Genomic DNA, 25,062 nt, shown 5'->3' on the forward strand with positions numbered 1-25,062 from the left:
CCCGACCCGTCGGGGTCAGCCCAGAAGGCGGCGGGCGATCACCTGCGCCTGGATCTCGGCGGCGCCCTCGAAGATATTGAGGATGCGGGCGTCACACAGGATGCGCGAGATCTGGTATTCCAGCGCGAAACCGTTGCCGCCATGGATCTGCAACCCGTTATCGGCGGCTGACCATGCGACGCGGGCGCCCAGCAGTTTCGCCATGCCCGCCTCGAGGTCACAGCGATGGCCGTGATCCTTTTCCCATGCCGAGAAATAGGTCAGCTGGCGGGCGATCATGATCTCTGCGGCCATCATCGCGATCTTGCCGGCGACGCGCGGGAACTCGATCAGCGATTTGCCGAACTGCTTGCGGTCGATGGCATATTGCATCGCCACTTCGCAGGCCGATTGCGCTACGCCGACCGCGCGCGCGGCGGTCTGGATGCGGGCGGATTCGAATGTCTCCATCAGCTGCTTGAAGCCACGGCCCTCCTCGCCGCCCAGAAGGTTCTCGCCCTTCACGCGGAAACCGTCAAAGGCCAGCTCGTATTCCTTCATGCCGCGATAGCCCAACACCTCGATCTCGCCGCCGGTCATGCCTTCGGTGGGGAAGGGGGTGTCATCGGTGCCCGGCGTCTTTTCGGCGAGGAACATCGACAGGCCCTTATAGTCGCTCGTGGCAGGGTCGGTGCGGGCCAGAAGAGTCATCACATGGGTGCGCTGCGCATGGGTGATCCATGTCTTGTTGCCGGTGATCACCCAGTCATCGCCCTCCTTCACGGCGCGGGTGCGCAAGCTCCCCAGATCGGAGCCGGTATTCGGTTCGGTAAAGACGGCAGTCGACAGGATCTCGCCCGAAGCCAGACCGGGGAGCCATTTCTGCTTCTGCTCCTCCGTGCCGCCGCACAGGATCAGCTCGGCCGCGATCTCGGAGCGCGTGCCCAGCGAGCCCACGCCGATATAGCCGCGCGACAGTTCCTCGGTGACCACGGCCATCGCCGCCTTGGACATGCCGAAACCGCCATATTCCTCGGGGATGGTCAGGCCAAACACGCCGAGCTCTGCCAGTTCCCCGATCGTCTCCATCGGGATCAGCTCGTCCTTCAGGTGCCATTCATGGGCGAAAGGTTTCACCTTTTCCTCGGCATAGCGGTAGAACTGCTCGCGCACCATCTCCAGCTCCTCGTCGAGACCGGAGGTGCCGAAAATCGAGCGCCCTTGGAGCTCGCGCAGTTCGGCCACGAGCGTCTGGCGCGCTTGCGGGCTATTGCCATGCGCCATCAACTCGCGCGCCTCGGCCGAAGGGGTCCAGCTGATCTCCAGATCCGACAGGCGCGCGATCTCGCCCTGGCTCATGGGGATGCCGCCCGCGATCTGGTTGAGATATTCGCCGAAGCCGATCTGCAGCAGGAGCGCATCGATGGTGCCGAGGCCGGTCTCGCCCGCGCGCGCCGCCCATGCATGGAGCTGTTTGAGGCTCTCCTCATAGGTGGCAAGCCATGCCAGCGCATGGGCCTGGAACTGGTGGTCCTCGAGGGCCGCTGCCGAGATGCGCCCGTCCTTGGTGACCTTCGCGCGCAAGGCGTCCTTGGCCCCGGCCACCAGAGCGGCGATCTCGGGCAGGGTCGCTCCCGTCAGCCCGGTCAGCCCTGCCATAATGCCCTTCATGCTCATCTCCGCCCCGTCATGCGCCATGAATCACTCCTCCATTTCTCGCTTGCAGCATAATCTTTTTGCACCCGCAGCGCAATAAAAACACAAAAGTGCGTTACAATTTGATGTAAAGTTACGCATTGAATTGGATAGTTCTGTCTATTCAAGGTCTTCCACGGGTTGTAAGTCTGGGGCGAAACCTCTGGGGGGAGAGTGTGATGTTCGGGATGGAGATCTGGCAGCTGGCTGTGGCTGTCGGGGTGGCGGTGCTTGCGGGGTTCGTCAAAGGGGCAATCGGCTTTGCGCTGCCGATGATCATGCTCTCGGTCTATGCGTCGATTTTCGATGCGGATACGGCGCTGGCGCTCCTGATCCTGCCGGTGACGGCCACCAATGTGGCGCAGGCGTTGCGGCAGGGCTGGCGCGAGGCGTGGAAGACGGCGGTGCAATACCGTGTGCACCTGATCACGCTTCTGGTCTGTATCGCGATCAGCGCCAATTTCGTCACCATCCTGCCGCAGGCTGTGGCCTATGCGCTTCTGGGCGGGCCGATCATCCTCTATTCGGTCTCCGAGATCCTCGGATACGGGTTCCGCCTGCATACCCGCCACGCGAAGCGGTTCGAGTTCTGGTCGAGCGTCGTGGGTGGTCTGTTTGGCGGGATTTCCGGCATCTGGGGGCCACCGCTGATTGCCTATCTGATGTCGATGAAGATCGAGAAGACCGAGGCCATGCGCATCATGGGCGTGTCCTTCTTTGCCGGTGGTGTCATGCTGACGGGCGCGCATCTGATGACCGGTGTGATGAATGCCCATACCTTCCCGATGTCGGCGCTTCTGGTGATCCCGTCCTTTGTCGGGCTGTGGCTGGGTTTTCGGGCGCATGACCGCCTGAATGCGGTGATGTTCCGCCGTGCGACACTGTTCGTTCTGATGCTGACGGGGATGAACCTGCTGCGAAAGGCCTTCATGGGCTGATGTTGTGCCTCGGCTGTCTTCGCGCTATGCCGAGCAAAACCCCTGACAGGAGCCCAACCCATGCCCATTGATCCCGTCGACCTGAGCGCCCGGCTGATCCGTTGCCCTTCCGTGACGCCGGAAGAGGGGGGCGCGTTGGTGCTGCTGGAAGGGATGCTGGCAGAGGCGGGCTTTGCCTGCACCCGCGTGGATCGCGGCGGGGTGTCGAACCTCTTTGCCCGCTGGGGCGCGAAGAACGCGGCTAAAACCTTCGGCTTCGGCGGCCATACTGATGTGGTGCCGGTGGGCGATGAGGCCGCGTGGTCCAAGCCGCCCTTCTCCGGCCTGATCGAGGAGGGTGTCCTCTGGGGCCGTGGGGCTACGGATATGAAGACGGGGGTTGCGGCCTTTGTCGCGGCGGCGGTGGATTTCGTGAAAGACACGCCGCCCGAAGCTTTGGCCGATGGGGCGATTGTGTTTGTCATTACCGGTGACGAGGAAGGCCCCGCCAAGGATGGCACCGTGGCTGTGCTGGACTGGATGGAGGCCCAAGGCGAGACGATGTCTGTCTGTCTGGTGGGCGAGCCGACCTCTCCGGAGGTTTTGGGCGATATGATCAAGATCGGGCGGCGCGGGTCGGTGACCTTTGACCTTGTCGCCGAGGGCGTGCAGGGGCATGTGGCCTATCCGCATCGCGCCAAGAACCCGCTCCATGCGCTGGTGGACCTGCTGGGCCGGATGAATGCCCAGCCGCTGGATAATGGCACGGCGCATTTTGACCCGACATCGTTGCAGATGACCACCATCGATTGTGGCAATCAGGCCAGCAATGTGGTGCCTGCACGGGCCATGGCGCGGGTGAATATCCGCTTCAATGATGCCCATAGCGGGGCGTCTCTGACCGAATGGGCCGAGGGTCTGGTGGCGGAGGTGGCTGGGGCAACGGGCGTGAAGATCGGCCTGACGGCGTCGATCTCGGGCGAGAGCTTCTACACCGCGCCGGGGCCTTTCGTGGATCTGGTCTCCGATGCGATTGAAGCCGAATGCGGCATTCGCCCAGAACTCTCGACCTCGGGCGGCACCTCGGATGCGCGGTTCATCAAGAACCATTGTCCGGTGCTCGAATTCGGTCTGGTCGGCAAGACCATGCATAAGGTCGACGAGCGGATCGAGATCGCCCAGATCACCCAGTTGAAGGCCGTCTATACCCGTATCCTGAAAGGCTATTTCGCATGAGAACCTGCGAGGAAGTGACCGATCTGACCGAAGTCTACGCCTTGCGCCGCGCGGTCTTCATCGACGAGCAAGGTTTTACCGAGGCCGATGAATTCGATGGCCGCGACGCGGAGGCGATGCAGATCCTGATGCGCGAGGGGGATCAGCCGATTGCCTCCGCGCGGGTGTTCACCGAGGGCGATACCGCCAAGATCGGCCGGATCTGCGTGGCGAAATCGCATCGCGGTCTGGGTCTCGGGGCCGAGATCCTGCGCGATGCCATGGCGCGGGCCAAGGCGAGGGGCTGCACCAAAGCCAAACTCAGCGCACAGGTGCAGGCGATCCCCTTCTACGAAAAGCTCGGCTATGTGGCCTATGGCGCCCCCTATCCCGACGGCCATGTGCCCCATCGCGATATGGTTGCCCCCCTTTGATCTTTCCCGCGTGACGGAATTGGCGCGCCGTGCTAGGCAAAAATCATGACAACACAGATTCCGTCCCGCAGCCAAATCCTCGATTGGCTCAATGATAACCCGACCACGACCTCCAAGCGTGATATTGCCCGTGCTTTTGGGATCAAAGGCCAAGGCAAGATCGAGCTGAAGCGCATCCTGCGCGAGATGGAGGACGAGGGGTTGGTCGAGCGCCGTCGCAAGTCCTTCCGCGAGCCCTCGAAGCTGCCGCCCGTGACCGTGCTCGAGGTGCTGCGCCCCGACAGTATGGGTGATCTCTGGGCCAAGCCGCTGGAATGGGAAGGTGAGGGGGCAGAGCCTCTGATCCTGATCATCCCCAAAGCGGGCGAAGAGGCGCTGGGGCCCCATGACCGTGTGTTGGCACGGCTGACCGAGACGCCTGACGAGCAATATGATTACGAGGCGCGCCCGATCCGCAAGATCGGTTCGGCGGCCAAGAAGGTCGTTGTGGGTATTTTCCGCAAAACCGCCGAGGGCGGGCGGATCGTGCCGATCGACAAGGGGCAGGACAAGGAATGGCATGTGCCGCATGCCGCCGCGATGGAGGCCCGCGATGGCGAGCTGGTCGAGGCCGAGCAGACCGGCCCGCGTGGCCGCATGGGTCTGCCGCTCGCGCGGATCATCGCGCGTCTGGGCGATCCGACCGCACCCAAGGCCGTGTCGCTCATCGCGATCCACCAGCATGGTATCCCGGACCGTTTCCCCAATGAGGTGATCGCCGAGGCCGATGCCGCGAAGCCTGCGGGCATGGCGGGGCGCGAGGACCTCACGCATATGCCCTTCGTCACCATCGATCCGGGCGATGCGCGCGACCATGACGATGCCTGTTTCGTCGAATATGACAAGGATCCCGCGAATGAGGATGGCACCATCCTCTGGGTCGCGATTGCCGATGTGGCGCATTATGTGACGCCCAATTCCGCGCTCGACCGCGAGGCGCGGATGCGCGGCAATTCGAGCTATTTCCCCGACCGTGTGGTGCCGATGCTGCCCGACCGTCTGTCGGGCGATCTGTGCTCTCTGCATGAGGGTGTCTCGCGCGCCGTGCTGGTAGCGAAGATGACCATCGATGCCGATGGCAACAAGGTCCGCCACAGCTTCCACCGCGCGATGATCAAATCTGTGGCCTCGCTGGAATATGGCCAAGTGCAGCGCGCTCAGGATGGCAACCCGGATGAGCAATGCGCGGCCCTGATGGACGAGGTGATCGAGCCGCTTTACGACTGCTATGCGGCTCTCTTGCGCGCGCGGGCCCGTCGTCAGCCGCTGAATCTCGATCTGCCCGAGCGCAAGATCGTGCTCTCGGATGAGGGTAAGGTGCTGTCGATCCAGTTCAAGGAGCGGTTGGATGCGCATAAGTTGATCGAGGAATTCATGGTGCTGGCCAATGTGGCCGCTGCCGAGGAACTCGAGCGCCTGAAACGCCCGCTGCTCTATCGTGTCCACGAGGAACCGAGCCAGGACAAGCTCGAGAGCCTGCGCGAGGTGGCACAGGCCTCGGGCTTCAAGCTGGCCAAGGGGCAGGTCCTGCGGACCTCGCATCTCAACCACCTGCTGGAGCAGGCATTGGACAGCGATTTCAACGAGCTGATCAATATGTCTACGCTGCGGACCATGACGCAGGCCTATTACTACCCGCAGAATTTCGGGCATTTCGGTCTGGCGCTGAAATCCTATGCGCATTTCACCTCGCCGATCCGCCGCTATTCGGACCTGATCGTGCATCGCGCATTGATTGCGGGGCATAAATGGGGCGATGACGGGCTCAGCCAATGGGATGTCGAGCATCTGGAAGAGACGGCCAAGCAGATCTCGGATACCGAGCGCCGCTCGATGGCGGCCGAGCGCGACACGACCGACCGTTATCTGGCGGCCTATCTGTCCGAACGCGTGGGCAACGAGTTTACGGGGCGCGTGTCGGGCGTGCAGGGGTTCGGCCTGTTCATCCGGCTCGATGAGACGGGGGCGGATGGCATGATCCCGATCCGTGCCATCGGCAACGAGTTCTTCCATTTCGACCGCGAGGCCCAGACCCTGACCGGCGCTGATACCGGCATAGAGATCACCGCTGGCATGCGGGTTCTGGTGCGTCTGGTGGAAGCCGTGCCGGTGACGGGTGGCCTGCTGCTGGACCTGCTGCAGCTGGAAGGGGCAGAACTGCCCAGCTCGCGTCGCGGCGCAAGGCGTAAGGGGCGGCCCGGCACCTCGGCGCCGCGCAAGATCGGGGCGCTCAAGGCCAAAGCCCGCGCCAAGACCCGCAAGGTCAAGCGCGAGCGGAAGTCAAAGTAACCACTCGATCGGCAGAAGAGATCCTGCCACGATCAGCGATCTCTGCCACCACGAGGTATAGGGCTCGTGGTGCCAGACCTCGGTGCCTTGTCCGTCAACCTGCCGCTCCCAGCGGATGCGCTTATGTTCGCGCGTCAGCTGCCATGCGGCGGCAGGGATGACGGTCTCAAAGCCCTTATGCAGGTCTTCCGCCCATTTCTTGTCATGGATCACGATCCCCATCTCGGTGTTGAGCAGAAGCGAGCGCGGATCGAAATTGAACGTGCCGATAAAGACCTTCTCGACATCGACCGAAAGGATCTTGGCATGCAGTTTGGTCCGCGCGAAGGGCGAGGTCCCGCGGCGGTGATGCCCGATCAGCCCGCGGCGGAACTTGACATGCTCGTCATGGGCGAATTCGAAAATCTCCACCCCGCCCGAGAGAAGCTTGCGCCGCTGGCCGGCATAACCCGTATGAACGATCGGCTTGTCCGAGGAGGCCAGAGAGTTGGTGAGGATGCGGACCTTCACGCCCGCTTTGGCCAGTTTGATCAGCTGCCGGCGGCCCGCATTGCGGGGCACGAAATAGGGGGAGATGATATCGAAGCTCTTGGTCGGCGTGCCCATCGCCATATGCATATTGGGAAACAGGAGATTGCGGCGGCGCGCGCGGCCCAGCACTTTCTCGGGCGCATCATAGAGGAGCTTGACCTCTGCCTGACGCAGGGTGGGACGATCGGCTTCCAGCTCGTCGGTGGTGGGCGTTTGCTCCAGAAGGGCCGCGAATTTCTGCGCGCCCTCGCTGGTTAGACATTCGGCATTCTGCGTCCCGCCGGTGGTCTCGTCTTTCAGTAACCGCTGCGGCAGGATCGCGCTTGCGGGCCATGTGGGCTCGCTATTCCAGTAGGTCTCGAATTCCTCGCGGGCTTCTTGCGCGGCCTTGCCCATCACCAGCGCGTCGAAATCCATGAACGTGCCCATGCGGGCGAGATCGTTGTAATATTCGTCCCCGATATTGCGCCCGCCCAGCACGGCGGCGCGACCATCGGCAACCAGCGCCTTGTTGTGCATCCGCCGGTTGAGGCGGGCGAAATCCATCGCATAGCCCAAAAGCCGCATGCCGCGCAGCGGGAAGGGGTTGAAGAGCCTGACCTCCACCTGCGGATGGGCGTCCATCCAGACGATGCGCGGATCGATGCGCTTGGTCGCATTGTCATCGAGCAGGATGCGGACCTTTACCCCGCGATCGGCCGCGCGGCGCAATGCGTCGAACATCAGGCTGCCGCAGGCATCCGGACGCCAGAGGTAATATTGCACATCAAGACTATGCTCGGCCTGCTCGACGAGCTTGAGCCGCGTGGCAAAAGCCTCAATCCCGTCGGGCAGGGGCAAAAGCCCCGTGGTCTCGAGATCCGGCCACATCTTTCCGAGACGGGTTCCATCGGGTGTGGTGACATGGTCAGGCGAGAGATCGGGACGGGTAGGCAGACGCGTGATCCGCCATAGAAAAATCAGCGCGATGGCTAAAATCGCGAATAAAGCAAAGAGCATAGGTCACCACGGGCTTGTTACGGATATTACCTAGTCCGTGGCCGTCAAAGGAAAAGGGCCGGAAAGCCGGCCCTGACGAAGACGGATCAGGCTGCGGGAATGGGTGTCCTCTCGCTCCGACGCAATAGAGGCAGTCCCGCAATCGCGCATAGAAGTAACAGGGCACTTGCGGGAAGGGGAACCGCGGGGACCGCGGAAAAGAGATCGCTATCGGAGGAGACGGCTAGACCCTCGGTGGTTGCGAATGCCAGCGCAAGGGTGGATGTCGCTGTGGTTGCTCCCCAGGCAGAGAGATAGGTCCAAAGATCCAGAAATGCGGTTTCGCCATCTTCAAGCCAGATCGTTGTGGTCAGGTCGAAGCTGAACGTATCGCCGAAATCATAGCTGCCATCCGCCAGTATCCCGCCATCGGAGAAGGAATAGGTATCGAGATACTGATAATAGCTGGCGCTATCCGACGAAAAACTCTCGGCCCCGTCCGACAGATAATCCGATGTGTAGAGCGTGAGACCCGCAATGGCCGAGATGTCCGTATAGGTCGAATTCAGGCGCTGGTAGTAGGTCATGGCCACATCCCCGCTGAAAGTGGCGGAGGCGGTCAGATAGCCGCTGCCGGAAGCCGTCAGAGCTCCATAGATACTGGCACCGGCATAGGCGCCCCAGCCACTGTATTCATAGGCCTCGGTCGTCGGATCGTCGCTGACATCATCATTGCTATACCAGTTCCCAAAGGGCTGTTCCTCGACAGGCATATCGCCTTGGAGGTAGCTGGTGCTGCTTGTAATGGCACCGGTGGACCCATCAATCGCGACCGAAGAGGTTTCCTGCCCTGCAACCGCGCCCCGGCTGCCATAGCCTGTATAGGTGTTGTAGGTGATGTAGTTGCGGGGATTGGTGAGCGTTATATCCGTGCAGCTTACATAGCAATATGCGCTGCCTTCAAACGTGCTTACTTCGGCATAGGTGCTGGCCGCATGGACCGGAGCTGTCAGAACCGGCAGGGCAAGCGCTGCGTAGAGCGCAAAATGTCTGATATGTCTCAGGCGCAATTCTCTGTCTCCAAAATGTGTAAAATGCTCGTGGAGATAAGAATGCCTGATGTTTACCTTGGGGCAACAAGTGTTTTGAGAAATTATTGGCCGAAAGGAATTCAACCCCAGAATGAAAAGATCCCGCCACTTTTTATGGCGGGATCTCCGATGTTTTGCGGGGCTGGTCGGATCAGCCGATCGCGACGGCTTTCACTTCGTCGTCGATATAGGGCACGTATTGCTCGAAATTGTCCGAGAACATCTTCACCAGCTTGGCGGCCTGTGCGTCATAGGCAGCGCCATCCGCCCAGGTGTCGCGCGGGTTCAGTAGTTTGGTGTCCACGCCATCGACCAGAACCGGAACGTCGAAGCCGAAATTCGGATCCTTGCGGAACTGGACCGCCTCGAGCGAGCCGTCGAGAGCCGCATCCAGAAGGGCGCGGGTGGCCTTGATCGGCATCCGCTTGCCTTCGCCGAACTTGCCGCCGGTCCAGCCGGTATTCACCAGCCAGCACGAGGCGCCGTTCTTGGCGATCTTCTCGGCCAGAAGCTTGCCATAGACTTCCGGACGACGCGGCATGAAGGGTGCACCGAAGCAGGTCGAGAAGGTCGGGATGGGTTCCACCACACCGATCTCCGTGCCAGGGGTCTTCGAGGTGAAGCCCGACAGGAAGTGATACATGGCCTGTGCCGGTGTCAGGCGCGCGATGGGGGGCAGGACGCCATAGGCATCGCAGGTCAGCATGATCACATGCTTGGGGTTGCCGCCCACCGAGTCTTCCGAGGCATTCGAGATGTAATGCAGCGGGTAGGCGCAGCGCATGTTATCGGTGATCGAGTTGTCTTCGAAATTGAGATCGAGCGTCTCGGGGTCGAAGGTCATGTTCTCGACCACGGTGCCGAACATGGAGCAGGTCGCGTAGATCTCCGGTTCGGCCTCGGCCGAGAGATTGATCGTCTTTGCGTAGCAGCCGCCCTCGAAATTGAAGATGCCCTTGTCGGACCAGCCATGCTCGTCATCGCCGATCAGCGTGCGCGAGGGGCTTGCCGAAAGCGTCGTCTTGCCGGTGCCCGACAGGCCGAAGAAGATCGCGCTGTCGTCGGGGTTGTCGATGGCATGGTTGGCCGAGCAGTGCATCGCCATGATGTTATTGCCGGGCAGGATATAGTTGAGAAGGGTGAAGACGCCCTTCTTGTTCTCGCCCGAATACTGGGTATTGGCGATCAGGATCAGCTTCTTGGTGAAGTTGAGCGCGATGACTGTTTCCGAGCGGCAACCGTGACGCTCGGGATCGGCCTTGAAGCTGGGGCAGTTCACGATGGTGAATTCGGGGATGAAATCGTCCAGTTCGGAGCGCTCGGGACGGCGCAGCATGGTGCGGATGAACAGGTTGTGCCAGGCGAGCTCGGTCACAACGCGCACGTCGAGACGGTGTTCGGGATCGGCACCGCCGAAGAGATCCTGCACGAAGTAATCGCGGCCTTTCATATGCTCGAGCATATCGGCATGGAGAAGGTCGAACTTGTCCTCCTCCATGGGCGCGTTGTTTTCCCACCAGATGGTGTCTTCGACTTCGGGGGTGCGGACGACGAACTTGTCTTTGGGCGAACGGCCGGTATGGGCGCCGGTGGTGCAATAGAATGCGCCGCCTTTGCCAAGCGTGCCTTCATTGCGTTTCAGCGCTTCTTCGATAAGCGCCGGCTCGATCAGGTTGTAATAGACATTGCCCAGTCCAGAAATGCCTTGATCTTCCAGGCGCTGTGCCGGGTTCACGTGTCCGATGATCATCTGTTGCTCCCGAATGCCGTCGTGGTGCGGCGGTTCAATGGAATCCTCCCGATCCTGCCGGGCCTTGGCCGGATCGCCTTCGGTGCCAGAGATGCACCGGATAATCGACCATATATCACGCTGAAATCTTTAGGGAACACAGGGTGCGCTACCGTTAGCGTTATCATTTACACTTTAGCGCAATCACTTATGTGACAGAAGGACGCAATCTTTGCAGTTAATCTTAAATTGAGGCTTTTCGGATGCAATGGAGGGCGGAATTGCTGCGGGATTGAGCTTCGTGTTGATTCTTCTCGCAGGGGCGTCGATGATGGCCATTAAGTATAACCGTCCGGAAGAATGAGGGTGCAGGCACATGTCGCGGATTGCTTTGGTCGATGATGATCGCAATATTCTTACTTCGGTTGCCATGACTCTCGAGGCCGAAGGGTTCGATGTGGAGACCTATAATGACGGGCAATCGGCGCTGGATGCGTTCAATAAACGCCTGCCCGATATGGCCGTTCTTGATATCAAGATGCCGCGTATGGACGGGATGGACCTGCTGCAGCGTCTGCGCCAGAAGACCCAGATGCCGGTGATCTTCCTGACCTCGAAAGATGACGAGATCGACGAGGTTCTGGGCCTGCGGATGGGCGCCGACGACTATGTGAAAAAGCCTTTCAGCCAGCGGCTTCTGGTCGAGCGTATCCGGGCGCTCCTGCGCCGTCAGGATGCGCTGGAGGGCCGCGTGGAGACGGTGCAGACCGAAGAGACCAAGACGATCACGCGCGGGGCGCTGGTCATGGATCCGCTGCGCCACTCGGTCAGCTGGAAGGGTAAGGATGTGACTCTGACGGTCACCGAGTTCCTGCTTCTTCAGGCGCTGGCACAGCGTCCGGGTTTCGTGAAATCGCGCGATCAGCTGATGGATGTGGCCTATGACGATCAGGTCTATGTCGATGATCGCACGATCGACAGCCATATCAAGCGTCTGCGCAAGAAGATGCGCAGTGTCGACGAGGATTTCTCGGCTATCGAGACGCTGTATGGCATCGGCTATCGTTATAACGAAGAATGAGTATCGCAGGACGGATCGGGTTGAGCCTTGGAATGAGTGCCAGGAAACGGAACAGGGATACGGTGGCTGTCGATCCGGGCGAGGACTTGGTCGCGGGCAAGGGCGCCGTCGACGAGAGCGTGAGCAAACGCCGCGAGACACGCAACCTAATCTCGCTCAACCGCTCGCCGCTTGCGCGAAAGATCATCATCTTCAATCTTCTGGCCATGGTCGTTCTCGTGGCGGGGGTGCTCTATCTCAATCCGTTCCGTGACAGCCTTGTGGTCCAACGCGAGAATGCGATCGTGGTCGAGGCCGAGCTGGTTGCCGATGTGTTCGAGGCGCGTCTGCCCAAGACCGCGCCCGTCAATCTGGCGGCAGGCGACGGGATCGATGTCGTGGATACGCTTTCGGGTATCCAGCTTCCCTCGGGCTCTTCGCTTTATGTCTTCGATGCGGCGGGTAACCTGCTGATCAGCTCGGATGACGTGGTGACCGCTCCCCCTGCCGATGTGACTGGCGGACATGACGATACGCGCTCGACCCTGTTGACCGATCTCCTGAGCCGTGGCTGGGGATGGGCGTCCTCGCTCATCCATGGCGATGAGGAGGGTGCGAAGGTCAGCACGCAGGTCATCGCGCAGGATCTCAATGCCGAGTTGCGTCCCGGTGTTACCCGCATGGATACACGCCGCGATACGTCCGGCGCTACGATTTTCTCTGTTGCAACAGGGATTTACCAGGGAGATCGGATCGTGGGCTCTATCGCGCTGACCTCGGCTGCCGGCGAGATCGACCATCTGGTGCGCGTGGAACGCGAGCAGGTGCTGCAGATGTTTGTCATCGCCATCATCGTCTCGATCGGTCTGTCGCTGGTGCTGGCCTCGACGATCGCCAACCCGATCTCCGATCTGGCGGCGGCGGCCGAGATCGGCGGCGAGCGCCATGCCCGCAAGGTCAGTCCCGCGCGGGTCCGCATCCCCGATCTGTCCGCCCGCCCCGACGAGATCGGACGTCTGTCTGGTGCGCTGCGCGGGATGGTGACGGCGCTTTATGACCGGATCGATGCCAACGAGCAGTTTGCGGCAGATGTCAGCCACGAGATCAAGAATCCGCTGGCGAGCCTGCGCTCTGCCGTGGCCTCGCTGCGGATGGTGAAGAAGGAAGAGCACCGCGAGAAGCTTCTCGATGTGATCGACCACGACGTGCGCCGTCTCGACCGTCTGGTGTCCGATATCTCCAATGCCTCGCGGCTTGATTCCGAGCTGGTCAAGGAGGAGGAAGAGCCCTTCGACCTGATCCATATGGTCGATAATCTCGCGCAGTATCTGGGCGATCAGGCAAAGCAGAAAGGCGTGGATTTCATCATCGATCTGCCCGCCGATCCTATCGTGATCAACGGGTTGGAGGGCCGCCTCGCGCAAGTCTTCGTGAACCTGATCAGCAATGCCATTTCCTTCAGCGAAGAGGGAGATGCGGTGCGTGTCTGGGCCCGCAGGCGCGATCATCGGGTGCTGGTGGTGGTTGAGGATACCGGTCCGGGCATTCCGGAAGAGGCTCTGTCGAAGGTCTTCAAACGCTTCTACTCGCAGCGGCCCGAGGGCCAGTTCGGGGATCATTCGGGGCTCGGTCTGGCGATTTCCAAGCAGATCGTCGAGGCGCATGGCGGCGTGATCTGGGCCGAGAATATCCGCCCGACCGATGCCGATGTGACCTCCGAACCGCTTGGCGCGCGTTTCGTGGTCGGGCTTCCGTTCTAATCCATGAGCGTCCGGCACATCCTGCACGCCAGTTGTGTCGCGCTCGATGCGCAGCGTGCGGTGTTGATCCTCGGGGCATCCGGTACAGGGAAATCCACGCTGGCACTCAAGCTGATGGCCATTGGCGGGCAGCTTGTGGCCGATGACCGCACCGATCTGACGTTTAGGGATGGTGGCTTGTTGGCGCGCGCGCCAGCAGCGATCCGCGGGCGGATCGAGGCGCGCGGTGTGGGCATTCTTGCGGCGGATGTGTTGGAGGAGGCTTTTATCTCACTGGTTGTGGATCTTGACCGGACCGAGACGGAAAGACTGCCGCCGCTGCGAAATATCTCTCTTTATGGGGTGTCGCTGCCCCTTGTGCTGCGCTTGCAACATGGTCATCTTGATGCAGCAATCTGGCAATATCTCAAAGCCGGGAGAGTTGCGTGACCCACCACGCCGAATGTGACACCGAAGATCTGAGCCAGCGCGTTGTGCTGGTCACCGGCCCCTCCGGGGCAGGGCGGTCGACCGTGATCGCGGCACTGGAGGATCTGGGCTACGAGACTATCGACAACCTGCCGCTCTCGATGGTTCCGAGAGTGCTTGACGGGCCGGTATTGCAGCCCATCGCGCTGGGGATCGATGTACGCAACCGCGAGTTCAGCGCGACGCGCCTTATCGAGCTGATCGACCGGTTGACGCGGGAGCCGAAGATCCAGCTGGAAGTTCTGTATATGGATGCGCGGCCCGATGTGCTGCAGCGGCGCTATTCCGAAACGCGCAGGCGTCATCCGCTCTCGCCCGATGATGCGCCCGAAGAGGGCATCCTGCGCGAGATCGACCTTCTGGTGCCGATCCGCGCCCGTGCCGATATCCTCATCGACAGTTCGGCGATGACGGTCCATGATGCTCGCGCCGAGATCAACCAGCTGTTCGATCAGCGCAAGACGGCGGGGCTGGCGGTATCGGTGCATAGTTTCAGCTACAAACGTGGCGTGCCGCGAGGGCTCGATATCATGTTCGATTGCCGGTTTCTGGCCAACCCGCATTGGCAGCCCGAACTGCGCCCAAAGGACGGGCGCGATGCTGCGGTGGCGGACTATGTCACACATGATCCACGCTATCGTGAATTCTTCGACAGGGTGATGGGGCTTCTTCTTTTCACTTTGCCTGCCCATGTTGAGGAAGGAAAAACACATTTGGCTGTAGGCTTTGGATGTACTGGGGGTAAACATCGCTCTGTTGCCCTTACGGAATCGGTTTCTGGTGCTCTTGCAGAGGCCGGTTGGCATGTGTCTAAACGGCACAGAGAGTTGGAACGGCGCGGGCTCGAGCTGCCCGCCTCTGGAACGGGAAACGGCGCTTGATCGGAATCGTGATTGTCGCTCATGGTGGTTTGGCCCGCGAGTATCTCGCGGCGGTGGAGCATGTCGTGGGGCCCCAGCAGGGCATCCGTGCCATCACCATCGAGGATGGCCATGATCGGGCCGAAAAACAGATCGAGATCAGGGCGGCAGCCGATGCGGTGGATAGCGGTTTCGGGGTCGTGGTCGTAACCGATATGTTTGGGGCCTCGCCATCCAATCTCAGCCTGAAAGCCTGTGAGAATTGCGAGCGCGAGATCATTTATGGTGCGAATTTGCCACTATTGATCAAGCTTGCGAAGTCCAGAAGCCTCGGCGTACACGCCGCGGTGGAGGCAGCACTTGATGCAGGACGCAAATATATCAATAGTTACTCTGCCTATGGGAGCAGGGAAGGAATGCATGGCGCATCAGGAGCTTAAGATCATCAACGAGAAGGGGCTGCACGCGCGGGCCTCGGCAAAATTCGTTGAGATCGTTGAAAGATTTGACGCTCGGGCCGAAGTGTCCAAAGATGGCATGAGCGTGTCGGGCGACTCGATCATGGGGCTTCTCATGCTGGCTGCTTCACGTGGAACGACCATCGAGGTCACCACAACGGGAGCCGAAGCCGAGGCGCTGATGACGGCTCTTGCGGAACTGGTTGCCGATTATTTCGGCGAGGGGTTCTGACCCCGCCACCTGACGAAGAGGCCTGTCGTGAACCAGATGCAACAGACCGATTTACAAACGCCTGATGATGGCAAAGGCAGATCGGTCCTGTCCTCGGGGAGTGCAGCGCAGGATATCCGGACAGATGACGGTTTCCAGACCGTTCAGAAACCCTATGACAAACGCCGTCTGTCCTATGCGGGCACCTTCACCAACCCATTCAAACGCGCGGTGATCCGCACAATCGAATGGGGCACCGCCAAGCTGCATATCCTGCGTATAATCCGCAAGTTCGAGGCGCGCGGCATCCCCGAAGGACAGGCGTTCTGGGCGCAGGCGCTCGATGTCATGGGGATCACTGTCACCACTCCCGAGGCGGAGATCATGCGAATTCCCCCCACGGGCCCTCTGGTGATCGTGGCGAACCATCCGCATGGGCTGGTGGATGGGATGGTGCTGGCCGAGGTGATCGGGCGGGTGCGCACCGATTACAAGATCCTCACACGCAACCTTCTGACAGGCCTGCCAGAAATCGCGCCTTTCATGATCCCTGTGCCCTTTGCCCATGAGGCGGATGCGCGGGAAGAAGGCCTGAAGATGCGCGCGGATGCAATGCTGCATCTCAAGCGCGGCGGCTGTATCGTGTTGTTCCCCGCAGGGTCTGTGGCGGCCTCCGAGAGCTTTTTCGGGCCGGTGGTCGAGAAGGAATGGAACCCGTTTACCGCCAAGATGGTCGCACGGTCCAGGGCGCAGGTTCTGCCGGTCCGCTTCCCGACGCATAACTCGCGGCTCTACCAGATCGCGAACCAGCTATCGGCGACGCTACGTCAATCTTTGCTTCTTTACGAGATCCGTGCCGCCTTCAACAAGCCGCAGCGCCCGATCATCGGCCATGTCAGATCACCCGAGGAGATGGCGGATGCGCTGAAGACTCCGCGCCAATGGCTCGCCGATATGCGTGAAGAGGTGCTCTCGCTGAAAGAATGAAGCCCGGCCAGAGCCGGGCTTTTGTTCAGCGGGTCGGGACGGGTGTCTCGCCGCGGTAATCATAGAACCCGCGACCGGATTTCCGGCCGAGCCAGCCGGCCTCGACATATTTCGTCAGAAGCGGACAGGGGCGGTATTTGGTATCGGCCAGCCCGTCATGCAGCACATTCATGATCGCCAGACAGGTGTCGAGCCCGATGAAATCCGCAAGCTCCAGCGGGCCCATCGGATGGGCGGCACCGAGCTTCATCGACTGGTCGATGGAGATTACATTGCCCACGCCCTCATAGAGCGCATAGACCGCCTCGTTGATCATCGGGATCAGGATACGGTTGACGATGAAGGCAGGGAAATCCTCGGCGCTGGCATGGGTTTTGCCAAGTTTATCAACGACCTCTTTCAGGGCATTGAAGGTCTTTTCATCGGTCGCGATGCCGCGAATCAGCTCGACAAGCTGCATCACCGGCACCGGGTTCATGAAATGCACGCCCATGAATTTCTCGGGGCGGTCGGTCCGCGAGGCAAGCCGCGTGATGGAGATCGAGGAGGTGTTCGAGGCCAGGATGGTATGCGGTGCGAGATGCGGCACGAGATCCTCGAAAATCGCGGATTTCACCGACTCGCGCTCGGTCGCGGCCTCGATAATCAGATCCATCGGTCCGAGATCGGTCAGGGTGAGGGTCGTCGTGACACGCGACAGGGCTGCATCACGCTCCTCGGCGGAAATTTTTTCACGTGAAACCTGCCGGTCGAGATTCTTGCGAATCGTGGCGATCCCCTTGTCCAGACCGTCCTGTGAAATGTCGTTCAGCAGCACGTCAAATCCGGCAAGCGCGAAAACATGGGCGATCCCGTTGCCCATCTGTCCGGCGCCTACGATGCCAACTGTCTGAATCGTCATGGCGATCTCCCTCTCTCTTCTGCACCTGCACAGTAGGGCGGCGAGGGCTTTCGCCGCAAGGGGAAAGCTTATGGTCAACCCTCTATGCCAAATTTTCACCTTAGTGGTTTGGTAATGGGTTTATTGCAGACTGCCTTTGGGTGATTTTGAGACTGAGGTGGGAGATGGCCTTTGAATATCCGGGCGATGGCGCCCTAGATTACTTCCCGTGCCGTTACGGGAAATCCAAACTATTGTTCCGTGGGCCACGTCGACGGCTGGATGTGCCTTTTGTCTCTGCAATCGGCGGCTCTGAAACCTACGGCAAGTTCGTGGAAAATCCATGGCCGGAGCTTGTCGAAGAGAGAATCGGCATGCAGGTCGTGAATTTCGGCTATCTGAATGCGGGGGTCGATGTGTTCTTGCACGAGCCGCAGATGAGCGAAATCCTTCAGAAGTCGCATGTGAGTGTGATCCAGCTGATGGGCGCGCAGAATATGTCGAACCGCTTCTATGCCGTGCATCCCCGCCGGAACGACCGCTTCCTGCGGGCGTCGAATCTGATGCGCGCGGTTTTCAATGATATCGACTTTACGGAATTCAACTTCACCCGGCATATGCTGACAGCTCTGCATCGCCGTGCGCCGGACCGTTTCGAGGCGCTTGCGCAAGAGTTGCAGATGGCTTGGGTATCGCGGATGAACAAGCTTCTGGACCGTATCCCGGGCCGTAAGGTGCTGCTGTCGCTGCATGATTACACCGACCCCTCGCAAGGGGACTCGCTTGGACCGGAGCCGCTGCTGGTCTCACCCGAGATGCTGGATCAGATACGCAGTCGTGCAGATGTGGTCGTGGCGATCGAACCGTCGATGAAAGCGCGGCGGTCTGGCACGGAAGGTATGCATTTTGCAGCTATGGAAGAGCCCGCGGCTCTGACGATGCCTGGCCCGCTTGTGCATGAAGAGATTGCCGAGGCTCTGGCGCCGGTTCTGGCAAAAATGATCTAAGCGCAGGCACTGACCAGCGCGGTAAAAAAGGGGGCCTTTCGGCCCCCTTTCTTGTCTCAGACCTTCTGGGTCAATTCTGGCACGGCGGCGAAGAGATCTGCCACGAGGCCGTAATCGGCGATCTGGAAGATCGGGGCTTCCTCATCCTTGTTGATCGCGACGATCACCTTGGAATCCTTCATGCCGGCAAGGTGCTGGATCGCGCCCGAGATGCCGCAGGCGATGTAGAGATCGGGGGCCACGACCTTGCCGGTCTGGCCCACCTGCCAGTCGTTGGGGGCAAAGCCCGAGTCGACGGCCGCGCGCGAGGCGCCAACAGCCGCCCCCAGCTTGTCCGCCAGCGTCGAGATGATGGCGAAGTCCTCTTCCGAACCCACGCCACGGCCACCCGAGACGACGATCTTGGCGCTTGTCAGTTCGGGGCGGTCCGAGGCCGCCACGCGGTCCTCGACCCAAGACGACAGGCCCTTGTCGCCAGCGGCTTGACCTGCCTCGACCGACGCCGCGCCACCGGCTGCGACTGCGTCAAACGAGGCCGTGCGCACGGTCAGCACCTTGGTCGCGTCTTTCGATTTCACCGTCTGGATGGCATTGCCCGCATAGACGGGGCGCTCGAAGGTGTCGGCATCAACCACGGCCGTCACATCCGAGATCACCATCACATCCAGAAGCGCGGCCACGCGCGGCAGCACGTTCTTGGCCGAGGCGGTCGAGGGCGCCACGATATGGCTGAACCCGCCCGCCATTGCCACGACCAGATCGGCCAGCGGCTCGGCAAGATCATGGGCATAAGCCGCATCATCCACAGCGATCACTTTCGCCACGCCCGACAGGCCTGCCGCAGGCGCTGCATCCACGCCGGACCCAGCCACCAGAACGGTCACCTCGCCCAGAGCCGCAGCCGCCTTCAGCGCCTTGGCGGTCGCGTCGAGCGCGACCTCTTTACCCGCGATTTCCGCGATCAGAAGAACAGCCATCACAGAGCTCCCGCTTCTTTGAGTTTCGCCACCAGCTCGTCAACCGACCCGACCTTGACGCCCGCCGCACGGCCCGCAGGCTCGGCGGTCTTCACGATCTCCAGACGCGGGCTGACATCGACGCCGTAATCGGCGGCGGTCTTTGCCTCGAGCGGTTTTTTCTTGGCTTTCATGATGTTGGGCAGCGAGGCATAGCGCGGCTCGTTCAGGCGCAGATCGGCAGTGATGATCGCCGGCAGCTTGACCTTGATGGTCTGCAACCCGCCATCGACCTCGCGCGTGACCTGTGCCTCGTCACCGGTGATCTCCACCGACGACGCAAAGGTCGCCTGAGACCAGCCCAGCAGGGCCGAAAGCATCTGGCCCGTCGCGTTCATGTCGTTATCGATGGCCTGCTTGCCGGCGATCACCAGACCCGGAGCCTCTTCGGCCACCACCTTGGCAAGGATCTTGGCCACGGCCAGCGGCTCGATATCGGTATGCACGTCATCGGCGGCTTCCACGAGGATCGCGCGATCCGCCCCCATCGCCAGCGCCGTGCGCAGCGTGTCCTGCGCCTGCTTCACGCCCACGGAGACCACCACGATCTCCGAGACCGCGCCCTTCTCCTTCAGACGGATCGCCTCTTCCACGGCAATCTCGTCGAACGGGTTCATCGACATTTTCACATTCGCAAGATCGACACCGCTCCCATCCGCCTTCACGCGGACTTTCACGTTATAATCAATCACGCGCTTGACGGGTACGAGGACCTTCATAAGCGTGGTGCTCCCTTTATTTAATAATCCCTTGCGGGGCTTCGTGGAGTTTCATGGGTAGTGTTACAACGCGGTGATACAGAGAAACAGGGGAAAACCGACCCCCCAGAGCTTCGCTGCGGCATGGGTTGACCATGGCCTCTCCGCGGCATGTTTCACCGGTTGGCGCCAGGAACCCAGAGGATATCTGCGCGCCCCTCATCATTGGCCATGCGCGATGCCGCGAAGAGCCAGTCCGAAAGCCGGTTGAGATATTTGAGGCAATCAGGGGTGAGCGTGGCCTCTGCCATCAGGGCGACGGCTTCGCGTTCTGCACGGCGCGCGACGGTGCGTGCGTGATGGAGATGTGCAGCGCAGGCCGTGCCTCCGGGGAGGATAAAGCTCTTGAGTGGCTCCAGCACTGCGGTCATCGCGTCGATTTCGGTCTCCAACCTGTCGGTCTGCTGGGCCGTAATGCGCAAAACCTCATATCCCGCCTCGTTGTCCAGCTCGGGGTGAGGGCGGGCCAGATCGGCGCCCAGATCGAAGAGATCATTCTGGATGCGGGCAATCTGCGTCTCAAGCCCGCCCTCTGCATGCAGCCGCGCGAGCCCCAGAACGGCGTTCAGTTCGTCGACCGTGCCGTAGCAGTTCACGCGGGCCGATGATTTGGCAACACGTTGTCCATCAACGAGCGCTGTTTCGCCATCATCACCCGTGCGTGTGTATATTTTATTCAGAACGACCATAAAGTGCCTCTTTTTGATCAAATCCGTAGCGAATCTATACGAGAGATCAGCCCTTGCTTGCAAGCCAGTCCAGAGCGTTAACCGGTAGAATGCGCCGTGCAATTGCCATGATGTGGGTCGGGACAGTGATCGCGTAGCGTGCGCGGGGGCGGGGGGTCTCGAGCGCCTGAAGGATTTTTGCGGTCACGGCCGATGCAGGGAGCTCGAACCGGTCGGGGTCCTTTTTCGGCTCGTAGAGGCGCTTGAGCAGGCTTGCCTCGTATTGCGCGCGTCGGGGCGAGGCACGCCAGTTGATCCAGCGCTCGAAATGCGGGATGGAATTGGCGCGGATGCGCGAAGTGATCGGGCCCGGCTCGATCAGAATGAATTTGATCCCCGTATCCCTCATTTCCTGCCGCATGACATCGGTGAGGCCTTCAAGGGCGAATTTCGTCGAGACATAGGCCGCGCGCCAGCGCACCCCGACCAGCCCCAGCACGGAGGAGCATTGCAGGATCCGGCCTTCGCCATTGCTCCCCTGCTGGCGCATCACCTTGATGGCGCGGCAGGTCAGATCGTGCAGGCCGAAGAGGTTGGTCTCGAAGATCTCGCGCAGGGCGCCCGCGGGCAGGTCCTCGGCCGCGCCGGGGCAGGCGAAGGCTGCATTGTTATAGAGCGCGTCGAGCCGTCCGCCGGTCAGTTCCATCGCCTGTGCGAAGCCGGCGTCGATGGAGGCGGGGTCGGCCATGTCCATCTGCACGCAGCTTAGACCTTCCTGACGCAATCTTTTGCAATCCTCGGTTTTGCGCGCGCTGGCGATGACCTTCCAGCCTGCGGCTGTCAGCCCGTGCGCGGCGTCATAGCCGATACCGGACGAGCAGCCGGTGATGAGGATTGTCTTTGTCATTGCGTGTCTCCCTTGGAAGCTAAGGAGTAGGGACTGGGGAGGCATGGCGCAAGAGAAAGCCGCAGAGAGTATCTGCGGCTTGCGGAGCGGGTCGGGGGAGTAGGAAATGGTCGGGATATCAGTTCGAGGGGCTCAGGAATTTCTTGGAGACCCAGCCATTGACGCCGTCACCCTCGATCCGAATATGCGCCCAATTCCCTTTTTGCGCCACGATCAGGACTTCCTCGCCGCGCGTGACGCCATCCACGCGCTGATAGGAGGTCGCGGGACCCGAGCGCACGTTCAGCGCGGCCGCGGTCACCCGCCAGAGGGCACCGGCAGGTGCAGCTGCGGTCTCGGGCTCGGCGCTGCGGTATTGCGGCGAGCTGCGCAGGGCGGAGGCGTTGGTCACTTTCGGGAAGGTGCGGGTGATGGCGGGCTCTTGCGGTGCCGCGACCGCCGCGTGTGGGGTGGGCGCGGGGGCATCAAGGGATTCGCTATCGGGTAGGGTTGCCGCCGCAGCGGCCGTGATCAGCGTCGCGCGGTTGCTCTCTTCGGTGGCAACGGCTTTCTGGATCAGCACGGGGTTTGTCTGGCTGTCGCTTGCGCTGGCCTGCAGCACGGGTTGTGGTGCGGCCGGATCGTCGTCACGACCAAAAATGACAAGCACCAGAAAAAGTGCGACCAACGTGTTGACGACGAGTTTCAACATAAAAATTTCCCCCTTTCGCCAGAGGGTTATCTACCCTTGGCGAGAATAACGTGCCCGTGAAGCTGTTCGGGGGAGCAACGCGTCAACCCACCGTCGGTTCCGCATCGGCGAAAATTTGCTGCTGGACCGGAGGTCATCACCGCTTTAGAGATTTTTCCCATGAGCGAGCATGATGATGAGATTCCTTCGGCGCTGTCCTCCGAGCCGTTAAGCCGTGCAATCGGCGACCGGTATCTGACCTATGCGCTGTCCACGATCATGCACCGGGCGCTGCCCGATGCACGAGACGGGCTGAAACCCGTGCATCGCCGCATTCTGTATGCGATGCGCGAACTGAAACTGTCCTCCACCGGAGGGTTCCGGAAATCGGCGAAGATTTCCGGTGACGTGATGGGCAATTATCACCCCCATGGCGATGCGGCGATCTATGATGCGATGGCGCGTCTGGCGCAGGATTTCGCCATGCGCTACCCGCTGGTCGATGGCCAGGGGAACTTCGGCAATATCGATGGCGATAACCCCGCTGCCTCGCGCTATACGGAAGCGCGGATGGCCAAGCCCTCGGAAAGCCTTCTTGAAGGGCTGGCCGAGAACGCGGTCGATTTCCGTCCCAATTACGATGGCACGCTGGAAGAGCCGGTGGTGCTGCCTGCCGCCTTCCCGAACCTGCTGGCCAATGGTGCCTCGGGGATCGCTGTGGGGATGGCAACCAATATCCCGCCGCATAATCTCGACGAACTGGTCGATGCCTGCCTCGAGATGATCCGCAAGCCGGATATCGAGGATGACCGGCTGGTCGATTACATTCCGGGGCCGGATTTCCCGACGGGCGGCGTGATCGTCGAGCCCAAGGAGCATATCCTGACCGCCTATCGCACGGGGCGCGGCGCGTTCCGGCTGCGGGCCAAATGGGAGGTCGAGGATCTTGGCCGTGGCCAATGGCAGGTGATCGTTACCGAGATCCCCTATCAGGTGCAGAAATCCAAGCTCATCGAGCGTCTGGCCGAAGTCATCCAGACCAAGAAAGTGCCGGCGCTGGCCGATGTGCGCGACGAATCCGCCGAGGATATCCGCATCGTGCTCGAGCCCAAGACCAAGACCGTCGCACCCGAGATGCTGATGGGGATGCTGTTCCGGAACTCGGATCTGGAAGTGCGGTTCTCGATGAACATGAATGTGCTGATCGACGGGCGGGTGCCCAAGGTCTGCTCGCTCAAGGAAGTGCTGCGGGCGTTTCTCGACCATCGCCGCGATGTGCTCTGCCGCCGCAGCCAGCACCGTCTGGACAAGATCGCGCACAGGCTCGAGGTGCTCAACGGCTATATCATCGCCTATCTCAACCTCGACCGTGTGATCGAGATCATCCGCACCGAGGACGAGGCCAAGCCCGCGCTCATGCGCGAGAACTGGGCCGTGACCGATGGAGAAGCGGTGTTCCTGACGGAAGTGCAGGCCGAGGCGATCCTGAACATGCGCCTGCGGTCCTTGCGTCGTCTCGAGGAGATGGAGCTGCGGCAGGAACGCGACAACCTTCTGGCCGAACGGGCGGGGCTCGAGGAACTGCTGGGCTCCGAGAAGTTGCAGTGGAAAGCCATCGGCACCGAGCTGAAGGACATGCGCAAGCTCTTCGGCAAAGGCACTGCGATCGGCGCGCGCCGCACCCATTTCGGCGCGGCAGGCGAGGTCGAGGAGGTGCCGATCGAGGCGATGATCGAGCGCGAGCCGATCACCGTGATCCTGTCTAAGATGGGCTGGATTCGCGCCATGAAGGGGCATAACGCCCTTGATGCGGAGGTGAAGTTCAAGGACGGTGACGGGCCGCGCTTCGCGCTCCATGCCGAGACCACCGACCGGATCGTTATGCTGGGGGCCAATGGCCGCGCCTATACCGTGCTGGGAGCCAATCTCCCCGGCGGGCGGGGTATGGGCGAGCCTGTCCGCCTGATGGCAGACATCCCGAACGAGGTGGAGATTACCCACGTTCTGGTGCCGAAAGAGGGCGAGAAATATCTGCTGGCCTCATCGGCGGGGGACGGGTTCATCTGTCCTGCCGAAGAACTGATTGCCCAGACCAAGAGCGGCAAGCAGGTGCTCAATGTGAAGGCACCCGATCAGACTGCGGCCTGTAAGCTTGTCGAAGGCGATATGGTTGCCGTGGTGGGCGAGAACCGCAAGGTGCTGGTCTTCCCGATCGGCGAGCTGCCCGAGATGTCCAAGGGCAAGGGCGTGCGGCTGCAGAAATACAAGGATGGCGGCCTGTCCGATATCCGCACATTCAACGCAGCCGACGGTCTGAGCTGGAAGGATCCGGCGGGGCGCACGCGGAGCGAGAGCGATCTTTCGGAATGGGCAGCCAAGCGGGCAACTGCGGGCCGTATGGCCCCGCGCGGCTTCCCGCGCGACAACAAGTTCAACTGAGGACATGTCTTGGATG

23 protein-coding genes are annotated in these 25,062 nt (G+C 61.1%); 13 read left to right on the top strand and 10 right to left on the bottom strand.

Translation table 11 applies throughout. The features are described from left to right. Window positions 1–15 precede the first annotated feature (15 nt). Window positions 16–1,677, bottom strand: coding sequence for an acyl-CoA dehydrogenase family protein (locus WDB91_RS06555; protein ID WP_339114331.1), 1,662 nt, complete (start codon window positions 1,675–1,677; stop codon window positions 16–18). 176 nt (window positions 1,678–1,853) lie between these two features. Here WDB91_RS06555 and WDB91_RS06560 point away from each other — a divergent pair, with 176 nt between their 5' ends. From WDB91_RS06560 to rnr, 4 genes are read left to right on the top strand one after another with little or no spacing between them, the layout of a single operon-like run. Further along, window positions 1,854–2,612 (top strand): sulfite exporter TauE/SafE family protein, encoded by a 759-nt coding sequence (locus WDB91_RS06560; RefSeq protein WP_339114332.1) that lies wholly within the window; start codon window positions 1,854–1,856, stop codon window positions 2,610–2,612. Window positions 2,613–2,672: 60 nt separating this feature from the next. After that, on the top strand, window positions 2,673–3,827 hold the full coding sequence (dapE, locus tag WDB91_RS06565) for a succinyl-diaminopimelate desuccinylase (protein WP_339114333.1): 1,155 nt from the start codon (window positions 2,673–2,675) through the stop codon (window positions 3,825–3,827). Next, entirely contained in the window at window positions 3,824–4,240 is a 417-nt protein-coding gene (locus tag WDB91_RS06570; protein WP_339114334.1) for a GNAT family N-acetyltransferase, read from the top strand. The genes dapE and WDB91_RS06570 overlap by 4 nt, the downstream gene beginning before the upstream one ends. Window positions 4,241–4,285: 45 nt before the next feature. Further along, window positions 4,286–6,568, top strand: coding sequence for a ribonuclease R (gene rnr, locus WDB91_RS06575; protein ID WP_339114335.1), 2,283 nt, complete (start codon window positions 4,286–4,288; stop codon window positions 6,566–6,568). Here the strand turns inward: rnr and WDB91_RS06580 are convergent. The 3 genes from WDB91_RS06580 to WDB91_RS06590 form a co-directional block, all read right to left on the bottom strand. Continuing rightward, window positions 6,560–8,098, bottom strand: a complete 1,539-nt coding sequence (locus tag WDB91_RS06580; RefSeq protein WP_339114336.1) for a phospholipase D family protein — start codon at window positions 8,096–8,098, stop codon at window positions 6,560–6,562. The two genes, rnr and WDB91_RS06580, sit on opposite strands and share 9 nt — an antisense overlap. 86 nt (window positions 8,099–8,184) lie before the next feature. Further along, window positions 8,185–9,147: a VPLPA-CTERM sorting domain-containing protein gene (locus WDB91_RS06585; RefSeq protein WP_339114337.1), complete on the bottom strand. Its 963-nt coding sequence runs from the start codon at window positions 9,145–9,147 to the stop codon at window positions 8,185–8,187. A gap of 172 nt (window positions 9,148–9,319) precedes the next feature. Continuing rightward, window positions 9,320–10,918 (bottom strand): phosphoenolpyruvate carboxykinase, encoded by a 1,599-nt coding sequence (locus WDB91_RS06590; protein WP_339114338.1) that lies wholly within the window; start codon window positions 10,916–10,918, stop codon window positions 9,320–9,322. A gap of 355 nt (window positions 10,919–11,273) precedes the next feature. On the opposite strand from WDB91_RS06590, the gene WDB91_RS06595 reads away from it, so the two are divergent. The 7 genes from WDB91_RS06595 to WDB91_RS06625 are packed head-to-tail and all read left to right on the top strand — an operon-like array spanning window position 11,274 to window position 16,701. Then, window positions 11,274–11,978, top strand: a complete 705-nt coding sequence (locus WDB91_RS06595; RefSeq protein WP_339114339.1) for a response regulator transcription factor — start codon at window positions 11,274–11,276, stop codon at window positions 11,976–11,978. 32 nt (window positions 11,979–12,010) lie between these two features. After that, window positions 12,011–13,717: a sensor histidine kinase gene (locus WDB91_RS06600; protein WP_339114340.1), complete on the top strand. Its 1,707-nt coding sequence runs from the start codon at window positions 12,011–12,013 to the stop codon at window positions 13,715–13,717. Between the two features lie 3 nt (window positions 13,718–13,720). Further along, window positions 13,721–14,146: a serine kinase gene (locus WDB91_RS06605; RefSeq protein WP_339114341.1), complete on the top strand. Its 426-nt coding sequence runs from the start codon at window positions 13,721–13,723 to the stop codon at window positions 14,144–14,146. Further along, window positions 14,143–15,066 carry an RNase adapter RapZ gene (gene rapZ / locus WDB91_RS06610; RefSeq protein WP_339114342.1) on the top strand — a complete coding sequence of 308 codons (924 nt, stop codon included), beginning with the start codon at window positions 14,143–14,145 and terminating at the stop codon, window positions 15,064–15,066. Before WDB91_RS06605 ends, rapZ begins: the two co-directional genes overlap by 4 nt. Beyond that, a complete protein-coding gene (locus tag WDB91_RS06615) occupies window positions 15,063–15,485 on the top strand; it encodes a PTS fructose transporter subunit IIA (protein WP_339114343.1) in 423 nt (140 codons plus the stop codon). Before rapZ ends, WDB91_RS06615 begins: the two co-directional genes overlap by 4 nt. Further along, window positions 15,466–15,735: an HPr family phosphocarrier protein gene (locus tag WDB91_RS06620; protein ID WP_339114344.1), complete on the top strand. Its 270-nt coding sequence runs from the start codon at window positions 15,466–15,468 to the stop codon at window positions 15,733–15,735. The genes WDB91_RS06615 and WDB91_RS06620 overlap by 20 nt, the downstream gene beginning before the upstream one ends. Window positions 15,736–15,771: 36 nt before the next feature. Further along, window positions 15,772–16,701, top strand: coding sequence for an acyltransferase (locus tag WDB91_RS06625; RefSeq protein ID WP_339114468.1), 930 nt, complete (start codon window positions 15,772–15,774; stop codon window positions 16,699–16,701). A gap of 25 nt (window positions 16,702–16,726) precedes the next feature. Here the strand turns inward: WDB91_RS06625 and WDB91_RS06630 are convergent, their stop codons facing one another. Further along, window positions 16,727–17,602, bottom strand: coding sequence for a 3-hydroxybutyryl-CoA dehydrogenase (locus WDB91_RS06630; protein ID WP_339114345.1), 876 nt, complete (start codon window positions 17,600–17,602; stop codon window positions 16,727–16,729). A gap of 164 nt (window positions 17,603–17,766) precedes the next feature. Here WDB91_RS06630 and WDB91_RS06635 point away from each other — a divergent pair, with 164 nt between their 5' ends. Beyond that, window positions 17,767–18,588: a DUF6473 family protein gene (locus WDB91_RS06635; protein ID WP_339114346.1), complete on the top strand. Its 822-nt coding sequence runs from the start codon at window positions 17,767–17,769 to the stop codon at window positions 18,586–18,588. 56 nt (window positions 18,589–18,644) lie between these two features. Here the strand turns inward: WDB91_RS06635 and WDB91_RS06640 are convergent, their stop codons facing one another. The 5 genes from WDB91_RS06640 to WDB91_RS06660 all read right to left on the bottom strand — a co-directional run bounded on the left by WDB91_RS06640 (window position 18,645) and on the right by WDB91_RS06660 (window position 22,628). Then, a complete protein-coding gene (locus WDB91_RS06640) occupies window positions 18,645–19,565 on the bottom strand; it encodes an FAD-binding protein (protein ID WP_339114347.1) in 921 nt (306 codons plus the stop codon). After that, on the bottom strand, window positions 19,565–20,323 hold the full coding sequence (locus WDB91_RS06645; RefSeq protein ID WP_339114348.1) for an electron transfer flavoprotein subunit beta/FixA family protein: 759 nt from the start codon (window positions 20,321–20,323) through the stop codon (window positions 19,565–19,567). Before WDB91_RS06645 ends, WDB91_RS06640 begins: the two co-directional genes overlap by 1 nt. 155 nt (window positions 20,324–20,478) lie before the next feature. Then, complete coding sequence (locus WDB91_RS06650) at window positions 20,479–21,051, bottom strand: cob(I)yrinic acid a,c-diamide adenosyltransferase (protein WP_339114349.1); 573 nt, start codon at window positions 21,049–21,051, stop codon at window positions 20,479–20,481. Between the two features lie 46 nt (window positions 21,052–21,097). Next, complete coding sequence (locus tag WDB91_RS06655; RefSeq protein ID WP_339114350.1) at window positions 21,098–21,937, bottom strand: SDR family NAD(P)-dependent oxidoreductase; 840 nt, start codon at window positions 21,935–21,937, stop codon at window positions 21,098–21,100. Between the two features lie 118 nt (window positions 21,938–22,055). After that, window positions 22,056–22,628, bottom strand: coding sequence for an SH3 domain-containing protein (locus WDB91_RS06660; protein ID WP_339114351.1), 573 nt, complete (start codon window positions 22,626–22,628; stop codon window positions 22,056–22,058). Between the two features lie 159 nt (window positions 22,629–22,787). Between WDB91_RS06660 and parC the strand changes: the two genes are divergently transcribed. Further along, on the top strand, window positions 22,788–25,046 hold the full coding sequence (parC, locus tag WDB91_RS06665) for a DNA topoisomerase IV subunit A (RefSeq protein WP_339114352.1): 2,259 nt from the start codon (window positions 22,788–22,790) through the stop codon (window positions 25,044–25,046). The last annotated feature ends 16 nt before the right edge of the window (window positions 25,047–25,062 follow it).

Source organism: Thioclava sp. GXIMD2076 (assembly GCF_037949795.1).
GTDB lineage: Bacteria > Pseudomonadota > Alphaproteobacteria > Rhodobacterales > Rhodobacteraceae > Thioclava > Thioclava kandeliae.